Source organism: Kitasatospora arboriphila, assembly GCF_039528095.1.
Classification (GTDB): Bacteria; Actinomycetota; Actinomycetes; order Streptomycetales; family Streptomycetaceae; genus Kitasatospora; species Kitasatospora arboriphila.
On record NZ_BAAALD010000020.1, the window covers coordinates 69,878 to 89,085 of the forward strand.

The 19,208-nt window shown below is 73.7% G+C and carries 18 protein-coding genes and 3 tRNA genes; 17 read left to right on the plus strand and 4 right to left on the minus strand.

The features are described from left to right. The first annotated feature begins 375 nt into the window (after positions 1 to 375). The 13 genes from ABD353_RS13480 to ABD353_RS13540 all read left to right on the plus strand — a co-directional run bounded on the left by ABD353_RS13480 (position 376) and on the right by ABD353_RS13540 (position 13,799). Positions 376 to 447, plus strand: a tRNA-Arg gene (locus tag ABD353_RS13480). Between the two features lie 10 nt (positions 448 to 457). Then, positions 458 to 542: transfer RNA gene (locus ABD353_RS13485), tRNA-Ser, on the plus strand. 27 nt (positions 543 to 569) lie between these two features. After that, positions 570 to 649 (plus strand) — tRNA-Tyr (locus ABD353_RS13490). Between the two features lie 351 nt (positions 650 to 1,000). Beyond that, a complete protein-coding gene (locus ABD353_RS13495) occupies positions 1,001 to 2,644 on the plus strand; it encodes an AMP-binding protein (RefSeq protein WP_344623794.1) in 1,644 nt (547 codons plus the stop codon). Between the two features lie 309 nt (positions 2,645 to 2,953). Then, on the plus strand, positions 2,954 to 3,262 hold the full coding sequence (locus ABD353_RS13500) for a phosphopantetheine-binding protein (protein WP_344623795.1): 309 nt from the start codon (positions 2,954 to 2,956) through the stop codon (positions 3,260 to 3,262). 104 nt (positions 3,263 to 3,366) lie between these two features. Further along, entirely contained in the window at positions 3,367 to 4,671 is a 1,305-nt protein-coding gene (locus ABD353_RS13505) for a flavin monoamine oxidase family protein (protein WP_344623796.1), read from the plus strand. Positions 4,672 to 4,828: 157 nt separating this feature from the next. After that, on the plus strand, positions 4,829 to 6,535 hold the full coding sequence (locus ABD353_RS13510) for a class I adenylate-forming enzyme family protein (protein WP_344623797.1): 1,707 nt from the start codon (positions 4,829 to 4,831) through the stop codon (positions 6,533 to 6,535). A 6-nt stretch (positions 6,536 to 6,541) separates the two neighbouring features. Then, positions 6,542 to 7,957 carry a KamA family radical SAM protein gene (locus tag ABD353_RS13515; RefSeq protein WP_344623798.1) on the plus strand — a complete coding sequence of 472 codons (1,416 nt, stop codon included), beginning with the start codon at positions 6,542 to 6,544 and terminating at the stop codon, positions 7,955 to 7,957. A 39-nt stretch (positions 7,958 to 7,996) separates the two neighbouring features. After that, complete coding sequence (locus ABD353_RS13520) at positions 7,997 to 9,058, plus strand: ATP-grasp domain-containing protein (protein ID WP_344623799.1); 1,062 nt, start codon at positions 7,997 to 7,999, stop codon at positions 9,056 to 9,058. A gap of 5 nt (positions 9,059 to 9,063) precedes the next feature. After that, positions 9,064 to 10,281: a phenylacetate--CoA ligase family protein gene (locus tag ABD353_RS13525; protein ID WP_344623800.1), complete on the plus strand. Its 1,218-nt coding sequence runs from the start codon at positions 9,064 to 9,066 to the stop codon at positions 10,279 to 10,281. Next, positions 10,278 to 11,582: an MFS transporter gene (locus tag ABD353_RS13530; RefSeq protein WP_344623801.1), complete on the plus strand. Its 1,305-nt coding sequence runs from the start codon at positions 10,278 to 10,280 to the stop codon at positions 11,580 to 11,582. Before ABD353_RS13525 ends, ABD353_RS13530 begins: the two co-directional genes overlap by 4 nt. Continuing rightward, positions 11,579 to 12,448, plus strand: a complete 870-nt coding sequence (locus ABD353_RS13535) for an SDR family NAD(P)-dependent oxidoreductase (RefSeq protein WP_344623802.1) — start codon at positions 11,579 to 11,581, stop codon at positions 12,446 to 12,448. The genes ABD353_RS13530 and ABD353_RS13535 overlap by 4 nt, the downstream gene beginning before the upstream one ends. A gap of 100 nt (positions 12,449 to 12,548) precedes the next feature. Next, positions 12,549 to 13,799: a phenylacetate--CoA ligase family protein gene (locus ABD353_RS13540; protein WP_344623803.1), complete on the plus strand. Its 1,251-nt coding sequence runs from the start codon at positions 12,549 to 12,551 to the stop codon at positions 13,797 to 13,799. Between the two features lie 43 nt (positions 13,800 to 13,842). Here the strand turns inward: ABD353_RS13540 and paaI are convergent, their stop codons facing one another. From paaI to ABD353_RS13555, 3 genes are all read right to left on the minus strand, one after another. After that, entirely contained in the window at positions 13,843 to 14,238 is a 396-nt protein-coding gene (gene paaI / locus ABD353_RS13545) for a hydroxyphenylacetyl-CoA thioesterase PaaI (RefSeq protein WP_344623804.1), read from the minus strand. A 233-nt stretch (positions 14,239 to 14,471) separates the two neighbouring features. Further along, on the minus strand, positions 14,472 to 14,825 hold the full coding sequence (locus tag ABD353_RS13550; RefSeq protein WP_344623805.1) for a hypothetical protein: 354 nt from the start codon (positions 14,823 to 14,825) through the stop codon (positions 14,472 to 14,474). Positions 14,826 to 14,848: 23 nt separating this feature from the next. Then, a complete protein-coding gene (locus ABD353_RS13555) occupies positions 14,849 to 15,529 on the minus strand; it encodes a hypothetical protein (RefSeq protein ID WP_344623806.1) in 681 nt (226 codons plus the stop codon). A 297-nt stretch (positions 15,530 to 15,826) separates the two neighbouring features. On the opposite strand from ABD353_RS13555, the gene ABD353_RS13560 reads away from it, so the two are divergent. The 4 genes from ABD353_RS13560 to ABD353_RS13575 all read left to right on the plus strand — a co-directional run bounded on the left by ABD353_RS13560 (position 15,827) and on the right by ABD353_RS13575 (position 18,385). After that, positions 15,827 to 16,630, plus strand: coding sequence for a class I SAM-dependent methyltransferase (locus tag ABD353_RS13560; RefSeq protein WP_344623807.1), 804 nt, complete (start codon positions 15,827 to 15,829; stop codon positions 16,628 to 16,630). A 169-nt stretch (positions 16,631 to 16,799) separates the two neighbouring features. Beyond that, positions 16,800 to 17,309: an SUKH-4 family immunity protein gene (locus ABD353_RS13565; protein WP_344623808.1), complete on the plus strand. Its 510-nt coding sequence runs from the start codon at positions 16,800 to 16,802 to the stop codon at positions 17,307 to 17,309. A 144-nt stretch (positions 17,310 to 17,453) separates the two neighbouring features. After that, positions 17,454 to 18,044, plus strand: coding sequence for a hypothetical protein (locus ABD353_RS13570; RefSeq protein WP_344623809.1), 591 nt, complete (start codon positions 17,454 to 17,456; stop codon positions 18,042 to 18,044). Beyond that, on the plus strand, positions 18,032 to 18,385 hold the full coding sequence (locus ABD353_RS13575) for a hypothetical protein (RefSeq protein ID WP_344623810.1): 354 nt from the start codon (positions 18,032 to 18,034) through the stop codon (positions 18,383 to 18,385). Before ABD353_RS13570 ends, ABD353_RS13575 begins: the two co-directional genes overlap by 13 nt. Positions 18,386 to 18,646: 261 nt before the next feature. Here the strand turns inward: ABD353_RS13575 and ABD353_RS13580 are convergent, their stop codons facing one another. Continuing rightward, the gene (locus ABD353_RS13580; protein WP_344623811.1) at positions 18,647 to 19,207 is read right to left on the minus strand and encodes a TetR/AcrR family transcriptional regulator; all 561 of its coding nucleotides are present in this window, start codon (positions 19,205 to 19,207) and stop codon (positions 18,647 to 18,649) included. Position 19,208: the final 1 nt, after the last annotated feature.

The window sequence follows — 19,208 nt, forward strand, 5'->3', positions numbered from 1 at the left end:
GCCCCCCCCCCCCCCCCCCCGGGGGGGGGGCCCCCCCCCCCGTCCGTCCGGATCGGGCCGGAGAAATGCCCTCGGAGCGGCCGGTGACCGGTTCACGGGAAGACCGGTTCGGGCCGAACGGGCAGTGGCGGCACCGGTGGTGGAGGAAAACCGTTTGTCCGTCGCGGCGGTGGTGCGACAGAGTGGGCACATCGCGCCGCACAGGCCCAGGAAGGAGCCCGAACATGAACACCCCCGACCGTGTCCAGTCGTATCGGCGCTCCTCGAGTCCCCGGATCGGCGGGACGTCCTCGTAGTGCGCTGACCGGCCCTGTTGCCGGGCCGCCCACGGGGATCGCGCCCCGGCCGGGCGGCCCTTTCCGTGCGCCCGGCAATGCCGGACGGTGCAGCCGGAAACACGCCTGACTGCGGATCAGGAAGGTCGAGGTTCGAATCCTCGTCCGGCCGTGCAGTACCGGGAGAGTTGGCCGAGTGGTAAGGCAGCGGCTTGCTAAGCCGTCGTCGGGGTCACACCCGCGCGCGTTCGATCCGCGCACTCTCCGCGCACGTTCCACGACCTTCTCCACCAAGGGCGAGCTGGGCAAAGGAGAGCCCAAGGGCCTGTAAAGCCCCCGCTCCGGCTGTGACGGTTCGAATCCGTCCTCGCCCACCCGTGATGCCGTCACCTGACGGCCCGCCCCGCCGCCGGTGCGCGCCCGGGGGTCGGGAGTCGGTGGCACTCGGCGGGGCTGTCGGTGTCGCCCGTGCCGGCCGGCGCGGACCGGCCCCGTTCTGCTGTCGGATCGTCAACTCCAGCTCTCAGTAGCGGAAACCGTTGCCCAAGGGGGCCGGATCCGGCAAATGGGCGGGAGTGGGCGGCAAGCGGCCACACCCGTTCACGTTTCAAGCACAAGCTCTCGCACAGATCAACTCAACAACCATTGTGGCTACGCATGTTCGAAGGTAGAGTCCCGGTTCGCCGAGCGCGGAGTCGCTCGCGAGCATTCAATTTGGGGCGGGCATGTCAAAGATTCGAGGCGTCAATGGGGTCGCCTTCGACCTGTTTGACGCGTTCACGGAAATCGCTGGGCGATTTCCCGAACGTCCGGCGATCGTGCACGGCGGCCGCGCCGTGAGCTACCGCCGGCTGCAGGAGCTGGCGAACACCCTGGCAGCGCGCCTGGGGCCGGAGCCGGGCGCGGTCGCCGTGGAGGCGACCCACGCGCCGGGAACGGTCGTGGCGCTGTTGGGAGTTCTGGCGGCGGGCGGCGCCTACTGCCCGGTCGATCCGGCCTTCCCGATCGAGCGGCAACGGGCGATGACGACCGCGGCCGGCTGCCGCACAATGGTGGCGCCGGGGGCCGGCTCCGCGGCCCGACTCGGCCTGGAATTAGTGGAGTTAGGCCCACTCGACGATTCCGCGGCGACCCCGCGGGGAATCCCGGGAACCGGTCGGCCGCAATCCTTGGCCGACGGCCGTCCGTCCGCACCGGACGCGCCCGCGGTGCCGGCCCCGCGCTCCGCCCCGAGCGCCCACCGGGCCGACGCACCGGCCTACATCCTCTTCACCTCGGGCTCCACCGGGCAGCCGAAGCCCGTGGCGACCCCGCGGCGGGCGGTGTCCGCCACCGTCCACTCGCTGCGCGGACTCTTCGGTCTCACCCCCGAGGACCGCGTGCTGCAGTTCGCCTCGCTGAACTGGGACACCAGCTTCGAGGAGATCCTGCCGGCCCTCACCACCGGAGCGGCCCTCGTCCTCGACGACGACGCGTACGCCGGATCCTTCCCCCGCTTCCTGCGGACGGTCGAGCGCAACGGCATCACCGTCCTCGACCTGCCGACCGCCTTCTGGCACGAACTCGTGCTGCACCTCGCCGAGGACGGGCTCGCCCTGCCCGGCTGCGTGCGGACCCTCGTCATCGGCGGCGAGGCCGCGGCGCCCGCCCGGCTGGCGGACTGGAGCCGTCTCGACACCGGCCGGATCCGCCTGGTGAACACCTACGGCTGCACCGAGACCACCATGATCACGCACGCGGTCGACCTGCACGGGCCCGAGGCCCCGGCCGACCTGCCCGCGTGGGACGGCACGGCGCGGGCACCGATCGGCCGCGCACTGCCGCACGTGGTGCAACGCATCGGCGAGCAGGACGAGTTGCTCATCGGCGGTCCCGCGGTCGCGCTGGGCTACGTCGGTCTCCCCGAGGCCACCGCGGCCCGGTTCACCGTCATCGACGGCGAGCGGTACTTCCGCACCGGCGACCGGGTCGTCGAAGCACCGGACGGCGTACTCACCCACCAGGGCCGGCTGGACGGGGAGGTCAAGGTGCGCGGCATCCGCGTCGACCCCGCCGAGGTGGAGGCGCACATCGCCGGTCACCCGGGCGTGGCCGCCGTCGCGGTGGCCGGGGCGACCCTCGCCGGGCGCTCGGTGCTGGTCGCCTACGTGGTGCCCCGCGCCGGGGCGGCCGGCCGCACCCTGGACGCCGATGTCCTGTCGTACCTCCGCGCCAGGGTGCCCGCCCACCTGGTACCCGGCCGGATCACGGTCGTCCCCGCCCTCGTCCACACCGCGAGCGGCAAGGTGGACCGGGCCGCCTCGCACCGGCGGCACTCCGCGCCCGCGGCGGTCGCCGCACCCGGCACGGCACTCGCCGCCAGCACCTGACCCGCGCACCTCGGGTCCATCTGCCGCCCGCCCGCACCACCGGCGAGCCCCCGCACCGGCAGCACGCTGCCCGCGTCACCCGCGTCACCCGCGTCACCCGCGTCACCCGCGTCACCCGCGTCACCCGCACACGGCACCGCCGCACCTCACCGCACCGCCGCACCTCACCGCACCGCCGCACCTCACCGCACCGCCGTACCTCTCCGCACCGCCCGCCGCCGTCCGACACCCCGGAACGCGGCACCGACGCACAGCACCGCCGTGCCCGTAACCCGGCACGCGGCGCACGACAGGTCAAAGGAGACCTCCATGAGCGTTGACACCACCGACGCCACCCACCCCGCCACCGCCGGTGCCGCCGGCGCAGCCGCCGACCCCGGTGCCCCGGCCGCGGCCGGTGACCGGGCCGGGGCAGTGGCGGCGATCTTCCGGCGGGTGCTGGAGACCTCCGACGTCACCGCGGACTCCGACTTCTTCGAGCTCGGCGGCGACTCGCTGATCGCCACCCGGGTGCTGAGCGCCGTCGCCCGCGACCACGGGGTGGAGCTCACCTTCGAGGACTTCCTGCTCGCCCGCACCCCCGAGGGCCTGGCCCGGGCGATCGAGGCCGCCCGGTGAGCGGCCCAGAGCACCCCGCCGGCGGCCGTCCGGCCCCGTCCGGCGCCCCGGGAGCGAGCAGAGCCCCGAGAGCGAGCAGAGCCCCGCGCGCCGGCAGCGCCGTCGTGGTCGGCGGCGGGCTCGCCGCCCTCGCCGCCGCGGCCGGCCTGTCGGCGCACGGCGACGAGGTCACCGTGCTGGAGGCCCGCGACCGGGTCGGCGGCCGCATCCACGGCCTCCAGGTCGCGCCGGGCAGCTGGGTCGACGCCGGCGCCGCCTACCTGGGTGGGCGCCACACCGAACTCCTCGCCCTGATGGCCGACCTCGGCCTCAAGACCACGCCCACGACGATGCTCGGCGCCAGCCGCTTCGCGCTCGGGGCCGAGGACGCCACCCGGGACGGGCGGTTCCCGCCGCTGAACGCCGTCGCGCTCGGCGACCTGTTCGAGCTGCTGGACGAACTCACCGCCGCCGTGCGGCCGGACGCGCCCTGGCTGACCCCGGACGCCGTGCGGCTCGACACCACGACCGCCGCCGCCTGGGCGGACCGGCACCTGACGCACCCGGACGCCCGGCTGTTCTTCCCGCTCTTCCTGGGCGAGATGATGGCCGCCGACCCGGCCGACGTCTCCGTCCTGCACATGGCGTTCTACCTGCGCTCCGGCGGCGGTCTCCGCTACCTCAACGCCTTCGAGGGCGGCGCCCAGCAGGACCGGATCGCCGGCGGCGCGCACCTGGTCTGCGAGCGGCTGGCCGAACGGCTGGGCGGCCGGGTGCGGCTCGGCGAGCGGGTCACCGCCGTCCACCAGGACGAGGACGGGGTCACCGTGCACGCCACCGGCGGCCCGTACCGCGCCGACGTCGTGGTGATGGCCGTGCCGCCGCTGCTCGCGGACACCGTGGAGTTCAGCCCGGCCCCGCAGGTCGGCCGCGCCGGAGAGCGGACGGCCCGCGGCTGCGCGGTCAAGGTCAACCTGGTCTACCCGGCGCCGCTCTGGCGGGATCACGGGCTCTCCGGCTGGTCGGTGAACGCCGAAGGCCCGCTGCTGTCGACCGTCGACGACTCGCCGGCCGAGGGCGGGGTCGGCGTGCTGACCGGCTTCGTCACCGGCAGCGAGGCGCACCGGTTCGCCGCCCTCGACCCGGACCGCCGGCGGGCGGCGGCCCTCGCGCAGGCCGCCCGGCTGTTCCCGATGCTCCCGGAGCCGATCGGCTTCCACGTCACGGACTGGGTGAACGAGCCGTACAGCCGCGGCTGTTACGCGGCCCTGTTCGGACCGGGGGACTGGCTCCGCAACGGGCCCGCCCTCACCGCGCCGCACGGCCGCGTCCACTGGGCCGGCACCGAGACCAGCACCGAGTTCTTCGGCCTGATGGAGGGCGCCGTCCGCTCCGGCCACCGGGTCGTCGCGGAGATCACCGCCCGCTGAGGCCGGTACACCGCGGCGGACACCGCCGCACCCGTGCAGACCGGCGCCACCACAAGCCCCCACCTGCACCGATCCGCCCACCCGCACCTCCACCGGTGCCATGCACCAGCAGATCTGACGAACCGTCAGATCATCCCGCCCACTTCAGGAGAGCGACATGAGCGAGCAGACGTCCATCGCCCCCCTCGCCGCCCGGCAGCAGCTGATGACCGAGCCCGAGCTCGGCGCCGGCAACTTCCTCGACCACGCGATCGCCGCCAACCCCAACCGGGCGGTGCCGTACCTGTACACCCACCGCACCGACCACCGCGGCGCCGTCGTGCTGCGCGGCCACAGCCTGCTCGACGTCGCCGCGCTCCGCGACCGGTACGCCGCCTGGTACGTTGCGAACGGCGTGCGCCCGGGCGAGCCGGTCGGCATCGTCGTCGGCGAGGGCCTGGAGCCGCTGCTGCACTTCCTCGCGCTCACCGCGCTCGGCGCCGTTCCCGCCCTGATCAACGACGCCATGCGGCACGACGTGATGGTGCGCTACCTCGACCACGTCGGCGTGGTCGGCGTCGTCGCGGACGACCCGACCCGGCTCGCCGCCGCCTACCGCGAGGACCCGCAGCGCCGCCCGCGGTTCATCGCGATGGCCGCCGAGATCCAGGCCTTCGACGCCTCCGCCGTGCAGCTGCCCGAGCAGTACCCGTACCGGCACGCCGCCGAGGACGTCGTCGCGCTGATCCACTCCTCCGGCACCACCGGCACGCCGAAGTCGACGATGCTGGCGCACCGCCAGTTCTGGGACGGCAAGCAGCCGCGGATGGTGCGCTTCCCCGCGGAGCCGTACGACCGGCTGATGTCGCTGATGCCGCACACCCACGCCGGAGGGCTCAGCTACTTCCTCACCGCCACCCTGCTCGGCCTGCCCACGGTCGTCATGTCCGACTGGCGGCGCGCCGTCGTGGAGCCCGTCATGGAGGCCTTCCGGCCGACCATGGTCGCCTCCTTCCCGCGCACCTTCGTCGAACTGGCCACCGGGGAGCTGCCCGTGGCCGGCGCGGCGAAGGTGCACTCCTGGTTCAACACCGGCGACAGCGCCCACCACGGGCACATCCGCAGGCTGGTCCGGCTCGGCGAGCGCCCGTCCGGCCTGATCAAGCCCTGGCTGCTGCCACAGGAGCAGGCCGAGCAGCCCGCCCTGCCCGGCTCGCAGTTCATCGACGGCCTGGGCTCCTCCGAGATGGGCATGGCCCTGTTCGGCCAGGTCACCACGCCCGAGACCGTCCGCAACGACCGCTGCGTCGGAAAGCCGCTGGAGGTGGTGACCCGGGCCGCCGTGCTCGACGAGAACGGCGAGGAGGTCCCCGACGGCACCGTCGGCATGCTCGGCGTCGTCACCCCGTCCCGCACGCCCGGCTACTGGAACAACCCCCGGCTGACCGCCACCTTCGAACTGTCCGGCTACTGGCTCACCGGCGACGTCGCCCGCCGCGACGCCGACGGCGCCTTCTACCACCTCGACCGCACCGTCGACGTCATCGACACCGCCCACGGCCCGGTCTACAGCCTGCCGATCGAGGAGGTGCTGCTCGCCGACTGCGACGACCTGGTGCAGGACTGCTCGGTGGTCGGCGTCCCCGGCGCCGCGGGGGAGGGCCAGCGGCCCGTCGCCGTCGTCCGCCTGCAGGCCGCAGCCGCCGAGGCCGCCGCCGAGGACGTCCAGCGGGCCGCCAACAAGGCGCTCGCCGAGGCCGGGCTCGCCGAACTAGCCGCCGTCAGCATCGTCCGGACCCCGGAGGACTTCCCGCTCGGGCCCACCGGCAAGGTGCTCAAGCGCGAACTCCGCACCCGCTTCGCCACCCACTTCACCGGCCAGTAGCCCCTGATGGACCACCACACCGTCCGGCAGCCGTACCAGTACGTACGGACCGCCCTGACCGAGCCGGACTGGCGCCGGCTGCCGGGCTGGCGCGACGTCACCGAGGCCCAGTGGCGCGACGCCCAGTGGCAGCGCGCCCACTGCGTCAAGAACCTCCGGCAGCTGCGCGCCGTCGCCGGCCCGCTGCTCACCGACCGGTTCTACGAGGAACTCGCCGCCGACCAGGCCGAGTCCGCCACGATGCCGATGCTGCTGCCGCCGCAGATGCTCAACACCGTGGCGCCGCACGCCCCGGCCGAGCCGCAGGCGTTCACCGAGGCGTTCCTCGCCGACCCCGTGCGGCGCTACATGCTGCCCGTGCGTGCCGACCGGCATCCGCGGTGGCCCAGCCACCCGAAGGCCGAACGCGACTCGCTGCACGAGGCCGACATGTGGGTCGCGGAGGGCCTCACCCACCGCTACCCGACCAAGGTTCTGGCCGAACTGGTCGCCACCTGCCCGCAGTACTGCGGCCACTGCACCCGGATGGACCTGGTCGGCACCTCCACCCCCCAGGTCGCCAAGACCCGGCTGGTGCTGCGGCCCGTCGACCGGCAGGAGCAGATGCTCGACTACCTCAAACGCACCCCGTCCGTGCGCGACGTGGTCGTCTCCGGCGGCGACCTCGCCAACGTGCCCTGGCCGCAACTGGAGTCCTTCCTCGTCCGGCTGCTCGACCTCGGCTCGGTGCGCGACATCCGCCTCGCCAGCAAGGCCGTCGTCGGCCTGCCGCAGCACTGGCTGCAACCGCACGTCCTCGCCGGACTCGGCCGGGTCGCGGCACTCGCCGCCCGCCGCTCGGTCAACCTCGCCGTGCACACCCACGCCAACCACGTGCAGTCGGTGACCCCGCTGGTCGCCGAGGCCGCCAGGGCGCTGCTGGACGCCGGGGTCCGCGACGTCCGCAACCAGGGCGTGCTGATGCGCGGCGTCAACGACACCCCGGAGGACCTGCTCGACCTGTGCTTCGCCCTCCAGGGCGAGGCGAACGTCCTGCCCTACTACTTCTACCTCTGCGACCTGATCCCCGGCGCCGAACACTGGCGGACCCCGCTCCACCAGGCCCAGCACCTCCAGGAGGCGATCATGGGCTACCTGCCGGGCTACGCCACCCCGCGGCTGGTCTGCGACGTCCCGCACGTCGGCAAGCGGTGGGTGCACCAGGCGGTGGCCTACGACCGCGAACGCGGCATCTCCTACTGGACGAAGAACTACCGCACCGCGCTGGAACTCCGCACCCCCGACGGCGCCCCCGACGGCTCCGCGACCGAGGACCCGCTGGAGCGGCGCCACCCCTACTACGACCCGGTCGACACTCTGCCGGAGGCCGGCCGCCGCTGGTGGTCCGAGCAGCCCGCACCGCCCGGCGACCGAGCCCGCTGACGCACCCACCCGCCTGCCACGCCCCCCGTGAGGACGACGATGACCCCACCCGCACCGCACCTGCCGGACACCGGACCCGGCACCGGCCCCGGCGGCCCGCTGCGCCGGATGTGCTGGATCTTCCCCGACCGCGAGTCGACCCGCACCGGCGCCATGTGGAAGCACTACTTCTGGGACATGTACGCCGAGGTCGCCGAAGCGATGGGGATGAGCTGGACGCGGCACTCGCCCGACGCCGTCACCGTCGACGGCACCGACCTCCGCCGGCCCCGGGTCTACGTCGACGACCAGGAGGTCACCCCGCAGGACACCCTCTTCGTCACCGCGCTCTACTCGCTGCCCTACCAGTCGATGGACGTCTTCAACCAGTACGCCCTGTACGCCGTGCTGGAACAGGCCGGCTTCTACCTGCCGTTCCCGCCGCAGGCGTCGCTCATCGGCAACGACAAGCTGGCCACCCTGCTCCACCTCGCCGACTCGCCGGTGCCGCCGATCCCGTCCGTGCGGATCGGTTCCGGCCGCGACGTCGGCAAGCACCTGTACGAGGTCGCCCTCGGCGGCATGACCTACCCGGCCATCGTGAAACCGGCCGGATGGTGCGGCGGCGGCGGGATCAACCTGGCGCGCAGCGCCGAGGACGTCCGCGGCCTCGCCAGCCTCGCCCAGGGCGGCGACACCACCCTCGTCGTCCAGCCCTACCTCGGCGACGGCACCGTCGACCACCGGGTCTACGTCGTCGACGGCAAGCCGTACGCCCTGCTCAAGCGCATCCCCGAGGACGGCTCGCCGGTCGCCAACGCCAGCCGCGGCGGCACCATGCGGTTCGCCGACATCCCGGACGAGCTCGCCGCCGCCACCGCCTGGTTCGCCGAGCGGCTGCCGATCCCGTTCTTCTGCGTCGACTTCCTGCACGACGGCGAGCGGTACTGGTTCTCCGAGCTGGAACCGGACGGCGTGATCGCCCCCGACTTCGACGACCCGAACCGCTCCGTCCAGCGGGACGTCACCCGGGCCCGCTTCACCGCCTACCGGGACGCCCACGCGAAGTGGCTCGCCGACCGCGGCGAGGCCCCCACCACCGCCGAGCCGGAAGCGAGCTGACACCCGTGTTCTCCCTCACCCCCGACGCCGCCGAACCGCGGCTGCACGTCGCCCGGCGCACCCTCGAACGGCTGCGGACCGTCCCCGAACTGGCCGCCCGCTACACCGGGCACGCCGAGCCGCACCACCTCGACGACCTGGCCGCGCTGCCGCCGCTCGCCAAGGACGACCTCAACACCGCCCTCGCCCACCTCGAACCGAAGGCCGAACACGGCGCCACCTGGCTCTTCCAGAGCGGCGGCAGCACCGGCGCCCCCAAGATCGGCTACGCACCCACCGGCTTCTACATGGCGGGCGTGCACGCCCACTGGCAGCCGCTCGACCCCGACGACGTCTTCGTCAACGCCTGGGGCGCCGGCCGGATGTGGGGCGCCCACTTCCTCGCCGCCGCGCTCGCCGACCTCTCCGGCTGCCAGATCATCGCGGTCGGCTCGGTCGCCGCCGACGAGTACCCCGACTGGCTGTCGTTCTTCGCCGCCCGCCGGGTCACCGCCGTCGGCGGCACCCCGAGCGTGCTGCGCCTCTGGTTCGCCCGCGCCCGCGCCGCCGGCATCACCCTGCCCGACCTGCGCAAGGTGCTCTGGCTCGGCGAGGCCTGGCAGCCGCAGCTCGCCGAGGACATGGCCGCCGTCGCCCCGCGGGCCCGCCGCCACGGCATGTTCGGCAGCACCGAGACCTGGGTGGTCGGCACCAACGGCCCCGAGTGCCCCGCCGACACCTTCCACACCCTGCCCGAGCAACTGGTGCACGTCGGCCCCGACGACCTGCTCGACTTCACCACCCTCAACCCCGAGATGCTCAACCCGGTGCTGCGCTACCGCACCGGCGACGCCGGCCGCCTGGCCGCCTGCCCCTGCGGCCGGCCCGGCCCGGCGATGCAGGTGCTCGGCCGCCGCGACAGCGTCGTCCAGGTCCGCGGCCTCGGCCTGCACGTGGAGCAGGTCGTCGCCCAGGCCGAACGCGAGCCCGGCGTGACACAGGCCCAGGTCCTGGTCACCGAACAGGGCGGCCGCGCCTCGTCCGTCGAGGTGCTGCTGCTCCCCGCCCCCGGCGCCGAGGTCGACACCGAGCGGCTGCGCAAGGCGATCCTCTCGGCGACCTTCACCCTCAGCACCGCCTTCCAGCACGACCCGCAGTGCTTCCGGGTGCGCACCGTCGACGCACTGATCAGCAACGGCCGCACCGGCAAGACGTCCGACCTCGTCGTCCGGGAGGACTCGTGAAACCGCGCCTGCCCGCCTCCCTCGGCCGGGGCTTCAACCTGTTCTGGGCCGGCCAGACCATCAGCACCGTCGGCGACCGGGTCACCGTCTTCGTCGTCCCCACCCTGATGATCTTCGTGCTGCACGCCTCCGCCCTCCAGGTCGGCATCGTCGCGATGGCCCAGTACCTCGGCATCCCGCTGCTCGGACCGATCGCCGGCGTGCTCGTCGACCGCTGGGACAAGCGGTGGACGATGCTCGCCTGCGACCTCGTGCGGCTGGCCGCCGTCGGCGTCATCCCGCTCGCCTACTGGCTCGGCTGGCTCTCCACCCCGCTGATCTTCGGCTGCGTCGCGGCGATCAGCGGCGCGACCATCTTCTTCACCGTCGGCTACCTGATCGCCGTCCCCGCCGTGGTCCCGAAGGACGACCTCGTCCGGGCCTACTCCCGACTGGAGGGCAGCCGCTCCGTCTCCGAGGTCTCCGGCCCGTCCATCGCCGCCGCCCTCTACAGCGCCCTCGGCGTCGCCGCCCTCCTCGTCGACGCCGCCAGCTACCTCGTCTCGGCGCTCTGCCTGCGCTCGATGCCCTCCTGGGGCGACCGCACACCCGTCACCGGCTCCGTCCGGGAGCGCCTCACCCTCGGCTTCCGGCTCAACTGGTCCGACCCGGTGCTGCGCCGGGTCGTCGTCGCCGCCATCACGCTGAACTGCGGCGGCCCGATCTTCGTCACCGTGCTGCCCGTCCTCGCCTACCGCGGACTCGGCGTCTCCGTCGCGGTGTTCGGCGCGGCCATGTCGGTCGCCGCGGTCGGCGCACTGCTGGGCGCCGTGGTCGCCCCCAAGATCAGCGAGCGGTTCGGCACCGGCCGGACGATGGCCTACGGCCTGCTGCTGCACTGCCTGGTCGGCCTCGGCGTGCTCGCCGCCCCCACCCTGCCGACCGGCCCGGTGATCGCCGTGACCATGGGCTGCTACGGCTTCTTCATGTCCTGCATCAACGTGTGCAGCGCACCCGCCCGGCAGTCCCGGATGTCCGCCCAGAACCAGGGCGTCATGCACGCCGCCTACCGCACCGTCACCTGGGGCGTGATCCCGCTCGCCGCCCTCGTCGGCGGCTGGGCCGTCAGCCTGCTGACCGACTCCCTCGGCATCCTCGACGCCGCCCGCGTCGTGATGACCGGCGGCACCCTGCTCGCCGCGTTCTCCTTCCTGCCCGCGATCCGCATCCAGCCCCTGCTGGACGCCGCCGAACGCGAGAAGGCCCGCGCGGCGGCCGAGGACGGGGCGGCCGACGCGGCCCTCGCGGAGCGCACCTCATGACCACCACGCGCAGGACCGTCCTCATCACCGGAACCTCCTCCGGCATCGGCCTGGCCACCGCCGTCGCCGCCGCCCGGGCCGGGTACGCGGTCGTCGCGACCGTGCGCGACCCCGACCGCGCCGGAGCCCTGCGTTCGGCCGCAGGGCAGGCCGGCGTGGAGGTCGACGTCCGCCGGCTCGACGTCACCGACGCCGACTCCGTCACCGCCTGCCTCGACGCCGTCGCCGAGGAGTACGGGCGGCTGGACGCCGTCGTCAACAACGCCGGCATCTCCAACTTCGACCCCACCCTGGAGATGTCCACCATGGCCGCACTGCGGACCAACCTGGAGGTCAACTTCTTCGGGGTGATCGCGGTCAGCCGGGCCGCGATGCCGCTGCTGCGCGCCGCCCGCGGCAGCCTGATCACCATCGGCAGCGTGCACGGCGTCGTCGGCCAGCCCTTCAACGAGGCGTACTGCGCCGCCAAGTTCGCCGTCGAGGGCTTCATGGAGAGCCTCGCCCCGGTCGCCGCCGCGCACGGCGTCCGGGTGTCCCTGGTGGTGCCCGGATTCGTCCGCGGCACCAACTTCGGCATCTTCCCGGACGTCAACCGCACCACCGTCCAGGCCGCCTCCGGCCCGTACGCCGACACCTTCGCCGACTACGTCGACTGGGTCCGCACCAAGGGCTGGGAAGGCGCCGGCCAGCAGCCCCAGGACGTCGCCGACGTCGTGGTCGACACCCTCGGCGCCGACGACCCGCCGTTCCGGATCCCGGCCGGCCGGTGGGCCGCCGACTACCTCGACCAGAAACTCACCGACCGCGACGGCACCCACGTGCAGACCCTCGCCCGCACCTGGATCGGCCGCCCCGACCTGCCCTAGCAACCGTCCTCGAAGGGCCAGGTGTGCCCCCAGCACCCCTGAACCGACCACCCGGGCGCCCTTGAAGAAACGACGCCCCGACCCCCCGTCCGGAGGACCCGTGCCCGCCAAGTCCCTGCAGGAACTCGTCGACCTCGCCCGCACCCACTCGCCGTTCTACGCCGAGGCCTACCGCGCCGTCCCGCGGACCGTCTCGCACATCACCCAGCTGCCCCTCGTCGACCAGGACGCCTTCTGGGCCGCGACCCGCGGCAACCGCCTGCTCACCGGCCCGCTCACCGACGCCGGCGTCTACAAGTCCGGCGGCACCACCGGCGCCCCCAAGCTCTCGCCGTGGACCCGCACCGAGCACGCCGAGGCGCTCACCGCCTTCGGCGCGGGCATGGTCCAGGCCGGCCTCAAGCCGGGCCACCGGGTCGCCAACCTGTTCCGCGCCGGCGAGCTCTACAGCGGCTTCCTCTTCATCGAGGGCGCCCTGCACCACGCGCCGGTCGACAACGTCCGCCTGCCGGTCGGCGGCTCCGCACCCAACGACTACATCGCCGACCTGGTCAACGGCTTCGGCGTGCACGTCCTCGCCGGCGAACCGATGAAGCTCAGCGCCGTCGCCGAACACCTCGTCCAGCGCGGGGAGAGCGCCGGATCGGTCGAACTGCTGCTGTTCGGCGGCGACCTGCTCTTCACCGATCTGCGGCCGCTGCTCGCCCGGGCCTTCCCCAAGGCGGCGATCTCCTCGGTCGGTTACGCCTCGGTGGACGCCGGCCTGGTCGCCTCGCCCGTCCCCGGCGACGACGTCCGGGTGCACGAGGCCTTCCCGAACCGCACGCTGGTGGAGATCGTCGACAGCACGACCGGCGAGCCGATCACCACCCCCGGTGTGCCGGGACGCGTCGTCGTCACCAACCTCTTCCGCACCCTGATGCCGATCCTGCGCTACCCGGCCGGCGACCGCGCCGAATGGCTCGACGCCGACTGCCGCCGCTTCCGCCTGCTCGGCCGCTCCGAGGAGGGCGGCCGGGTCGGCATCGTCTCCATGCCGAGCGAGGACGTCCGCGCCGTCCTCGTCGCCGCCGACCCCGAACGGCACATCGCCGGCATGCAGATGGTGCAGCGCCGCTGGGACGGCCGGGACGGCATCGTCCTGCGCCTCGGCTGCACCGGGCAGCCGCCCGCCGACCTCACCGAGCGGCTGATCGCCGCCGTGTACGCCGCCCGGCCCACCTACCCCGAGGAGGTCGCGGCCGGCGCGATCCACCCCCTGACGATCGAGTGGGTGCCGCGCTCCGAACTGGTCACCAACCCGCGCACGGGCAAGCTGCGCCAGGTCGTCGACGAGCGCCCCAAGGACTGAGACCCGACCCGCCGGGCGGGGGCGTCGCGCCCTTTGGAACTCCTCAGCCGCCGAGCGGCTTTCCGGAGAGCGTGACGCTCTGCCCGCGGAATTCCGCGACGACCTTCCCGGTGGATTGCCGGACGGTCACGTCGTAGATTCCGTGCCGCCCCGAGCGCGACCGCTCGGCAGCCTCCGCCACCAACTCGTCGCCGACCGCCGCCGGAGCGAGGAAGGTGACCTGGGCGGCCTGCGCCACGGTGACCGGGCCGTAGCTGTTGCACGCGTACGAGAACGCGGCGTCGGCGAGCAGGAAAATGAAGCCGCCGTGCGCGATGCCGTGGCCGTTCACCATGTCGTCCGTCACCTTCATGCCCATGCTGGCGTGCCCCGCCGACACCTCGTCGAGGGAGATTCCCAGCGACCGGCACGTCCGGTCGCGCTCGAAGAGCGCAGCCATCCCGGAATTCCCGGCAGCACCCGGCTCCGCATTCCCGTCCATGTTTCCCCTGCCTCCCCCGGGACCGGCCCGAAACACCCGATGATCCGCTCCCGGGAATTACATCGATCCCCACCGTCGACTGTCAACGGTGGCCCGATCGTCCCGCGGACACCGCGCGGCCGGGTGAATTCCGGAAGAGCCCGCCGCGCCGGCGGGGTGAACGGCGACCAGCATCCGCACGACAGCGTCGTTCACGAATTCCCGGCACCGGCACCGGCTGCGGGTACAGGTACGGCTGCGACCGTGACCGTGCCGTCCGGGCGCAGCGTGAACCGCACGGCCTCCCCGTCGGCGGTGCGGGTGTCGCTCGCACCGTAGGCCCTGAGCGTGAGGTCCTCGGCCTTCCCGTAGTGCAGGTCGGCCTCGGCCGCGTCCGCCCAGTCGTTCACCCGGACGCGGACGGACCAGTGCTCCAGCTCCTGCGACCGCCAGGCGCCCCAACTGGCCTCCGGCAGCAGCCCCGCCGCCGCGCCTCCCCGCACCGCCAGCCCGGCGAACACGAGCGCGCCGGCCGCCACCGCACCGAGAACCCCCCTCAGCTTCATGATCGTGAGCCTACCGGGCGGGGCTACCGTCGCTCTTCCGCATACGCCCTGACCCACTCCAGGGAACGGCTCGGCAGGACGCGCCACGGGCGGGGCCACTCACGATCTGCCAAGAAGTCGGCCTTCTCCGGACGCGTCACCGCGACCGTGACGGCCAGGGCGTCGTCGACGTGGTGGAAAGGGGCGACGTCCTGCCGGTCGAAGCCGGACACCACCAGGACCCCGTCGCCCAGATGGATCCGCAGCCCCGGCACCGGTCGCCACGGGCAGGTGGTGATCTCCGTCAACCCGGCGACGACGTCCGGCAGCGGCGCCGGAGGGATCGCCGAGACCGCCCTGTGGGACACCGGTCCGTGGGCGATCTCGAGCAGGCTCCGCTGGGCGAGCAACTCGGCGAGCCCGGCATCGACCACCCTCCAGCCCGCTTCGTCCGGGCCGAGGTCGAAGAAACGATCGGTGTCGTTCGCGTCGTACGCGCAGACCCATTCCCCCTCGTCCCCACTCAGGAAGACCATCCTGTCGGGGGCGAAACGGGCGTGCCGGGGCGTCCCCACCTGCCAGACGCTCCCCGCCGCCCACAGAAGCGGCGACGTCGCCGCGTACGTGCGCCGGACCCGGTCCGGCAGCCAGGCGAGGCACTCGGGCATCGGCTCGTCGCGCCCTCTGCGGCCGAACCACTGCCCGGCGACGTCCGCGACCACCACGTCTCCGATGTGCACAGGTCCTCCGTCGGCGGGTCGCGGGCTCGAATCCCATCAGCCCACGGGGCGCGGTGTCCAGGGGCGTCGCGACGCCGGCGGACCGGACCGGCGGACCGGACCTGCGGACCGACGGCAGGTGAACCTCGGGCCGAGGCCGTCACCCACGACCCCGTGCCGCGTTGTGAGGGAGTGCGGCACACTGGCTGCGGACGACCGCGAAGGAACCGCACGCACGACGACGATCACTCTCCAGGCAGGGGTGGCACGGTGGCAGACGGTACCCGGCAGGCGGAGCCCGCCATGAATCCCGCGGTGCGCGACACGTACGGCCCGGCGGATCTCGGCAACAACCCCGTGTTCGCCGGAGGGTTCATCAACTTCGGCCACTGGCAGGCGATCGACCTCGACCGGCCGCTCGACGAGGCCGACCGGATCCGCAGCCAGCAGGACCTCTACCGCCAGGTCCTCCGGGCCGCCGCACTGCCGGACGAACCGGAGATCCTCGAAGTCGGCTGCGGGCTCGGCATGGGCTGCGCCCTGACGCTGAGCGAGTGCGGGCGCGCCACCGTCACCGGCATGGACATCCACCCCGAGCAGCTGCAGCGGGCCCGCGACACCCATGCCGACCTGCTGCGCCGGGAGCCGGACCGGCTGCGGTTCGTCCAAGGCGCGGCCGAGTGCATGCCGGTGGAGGGCAAGGGGTTCGACGCCGTGATCAGCGTGGAGGCCGCCCAGCACTTCCCGGACCTCCGGGCCTTCGCCGAGGAGACGTCGAGGGTGCTGCGGCCGGGTGGCCGGGCGGCCTTCGCCAGCTTCTTCACCGTCGACGGCGCCCCCGGCCGGCCCGGGGAACTCGCCGCCCTGCTGGACACCTTCGCCAACGGCCTGGACATCGCCCGCCCGGTGCAGCAGCTCGCGGACGCACTCACCGGGGCCGGCCTCGCCGGTGTGCACGTCGAATCGATCGGACGGCACGTCTGGCCGGGCTGGGACCGGTGGCTGAGCCGGTGGTGGGCCCCGGAGACCTGGCCGCGGAACTTCCTGCGGGCCTACGAGCGGGGAATCCTCGACTACTACCTGGTCACGGCGGAGCAGCCCCGGTAGCGGCCCGGCGCGACGGCCGCCGAGCGCATCCCCGACGGCGTCCGGACCCTGATCGAGGGCTTCCGGACCGCGGTCGAACAGCGTCGGCACCGGCCGGCCGGCAAGGGGTTGCGTTCGCACGGCCGGGGAGGTGTCGCCCGGCACGGTCCCGTGCGGGAGGATCCCTCCCGTGAGCCACCCCCTGCCGCCCCTGCCGGAACCCGCGTACGCCCTGATCCGCGTCGAGGCCCCGCCCGAGGTGCCCACCCGGATCGCCGACCGCCTCCGGGAGCCCGGCATCCCGGCCGGGCTGATCGGCTACGAGTACCGGCCGCTGGGGGAGCCGCTGTTCTTCGGCGCGGTCGGCGAGCAGGGAGCGGTCGCCGTCGCCACGTGCGGCCTGTTCGGGTACATCGCCGTCGACGTGGCCACCGGGCGCGTGGTGCAGGTGCCCCGCGCCGACTCGGCGAAGGCCGGTCACGTGAACGGCGACCTGGACTCGTTCGACCGGTGCGTCGAGGCCGTGATCGCCCGCTTCCCGTTCTACGCGGAGGACGAGGAGGACCGCTTCGCGGAGGTGGCGGACGAGCTCCGCGCCCTCCTGCCCCGCATCGACCGGACCGTTCTCGCGCACAACGGGTTCTGGGAGACGTTCTGCGACGACGTCGAGATGGGGAGCTACCCCGACGGCGACGACTGATCCACCGGCGTCGGCCGTACTCGCAAGGGCCCCCGCCGCAACCTCGGGACGGTGTCGGTGCCGGCCCCTACAGTGACCCGGACCGACGGCGCCCGGCCACAACCCGGCCGTGCGCCGCCCCCCGCCACCGAGGAGCCGCAGACCGTGGGGTACCACACCGAGTTCACCGGCCGGATCGAGGTCGTGCCGCCGCTCAACACGGCCGAGCGGACCTACCTGCGGAAGTTCGCCGGGAGCCGGCGGATGGACCGGGACGCCGGCCCCTACTACGTCGACGGCCCTCCCCACAGGCCGTTCGGCCCGTCCGGGCGGGCCGGGAACGACGACGTCCGCGACGCCAACCGGCCACCGGCAGGACAGCCCGGCCTGTGGTGCCACTGGGAACCCGTCGAGGACGGAAGCGGAATCGAATGGAACGGGGCGGAGAAGTTCTACTTCGCCACGGAATGGATGACCTACCTCGTCGACCACTTCCTCAAGCCCGGCGCCGCCGCCCAGGGCCACCCCGGGTTCGAGCACTTCACCTTCGACCACGTCCTCAACGGCACGATCGAAGCGGTCGGCGAGGAACCGGGGGACGAGTGGCAGCTCCTCGTCCGGGACAACACCGTCAGCGCGATCGCCCCCGACCCCGGGGAGCCGGACTGGATGTGCGAGACCTGCCTGCGGATCGTCGCGAGCGAGGACACGGCCTGCTGCGCCCACGCGGAGACGGTGCCGGTATGGCCGGCCTGACGGACCGGGGCGGCCGTACCGCCGCCATGGCCGGCGACGACGGCGGAGCCCCTCGTGCGGACAGCCTGCCGCCCGCGGCCCGGGCCGTGCTGACGGACACGGACCGGAGCGCCCTGCCGCACGCCTGCACCGGCCTGCACGGAGTGCCCGACACGCCGGACGTGTTGCGCGGCCTGCTCGACGACGACCCCGCCCGGCGCGTGAGGGCCGCAGCGGACCTCTGCACCCTGGTGCTGCACCAGGACACCCTCCAGCACGCCACCGCGCCCGCCGCCCGGTACGTCGCCGCGGTCCTCGCCGACCCGCGCACCCGTGCCCGGGCGAACTCGAACGGTGGCTGACCGACCGGGAGGTGCACCGGTCGGGGCTGCTCCACACCCACGCGGGAGACCCGGGCTCCCGGAACCTCGGTCTCGTGCTGCGGGACCGGCGGGCGGGCGACGTCGTCCGCTCCCGCCCCCTGTTCATGATCGGTCGTTGGTCGGAGGCCACCTGGGACTGCCTCCCGGGTACCGAGTGGTCCCGCTGCTGACCGCCGCGGGCCCGTCGTCCCCGGTCGTCGCCCTCGTTCGTCGCCCGGGCCCGTCGTCCCCGGTTGTCGTTCACGGCCGGAGAAGTGCGCAGAAGCGGTCCAGGGCGAGGTCGGTGCGGTGGCGGTCCCCGGTGGTCGTGAGGTCGAACAGGAGGCCGCGGACGACCGCCATGACCAGTGTGGGAGTGACGGTGTCGCCAGGGCCGGTGGTGACGCCGCGGAGGGCGGCACCGAGGGTGTCGAACCATCCCGTGACCGCCTCGGCCCGGTCGGGGTGGTTCTCGGGGCGGGCGAGGCCGTCGGCGTGCACCTCGAAGATCAGGCGGACGTACGGGGCGCGCTCCGGTGCGCTGATCCAGGCCCAGATGCCGCGCAGGTGCTCCTCCGGAGAGGCCGCCTGCGCCGGCAGGCCCTCGGCCAGGCGGGCCGCACCACGGCGGCGGGCCTCGGCCAGCACGGCGGACACCAACTCCTGCTTGCTGCCGAAGTCGTAGAGCAGCATCCGGGGGCTGGTGCCCAGCGCGGCGGCCAGCGGCCGCAGGCTCAGCCCGGCGAGGCCGTGCGCCAGCACGTAGTCGGTCGCCCGCGCCAGCGTGGCCTCCCGTCGGCCGGGATCCGGAGGTCGCCCCACG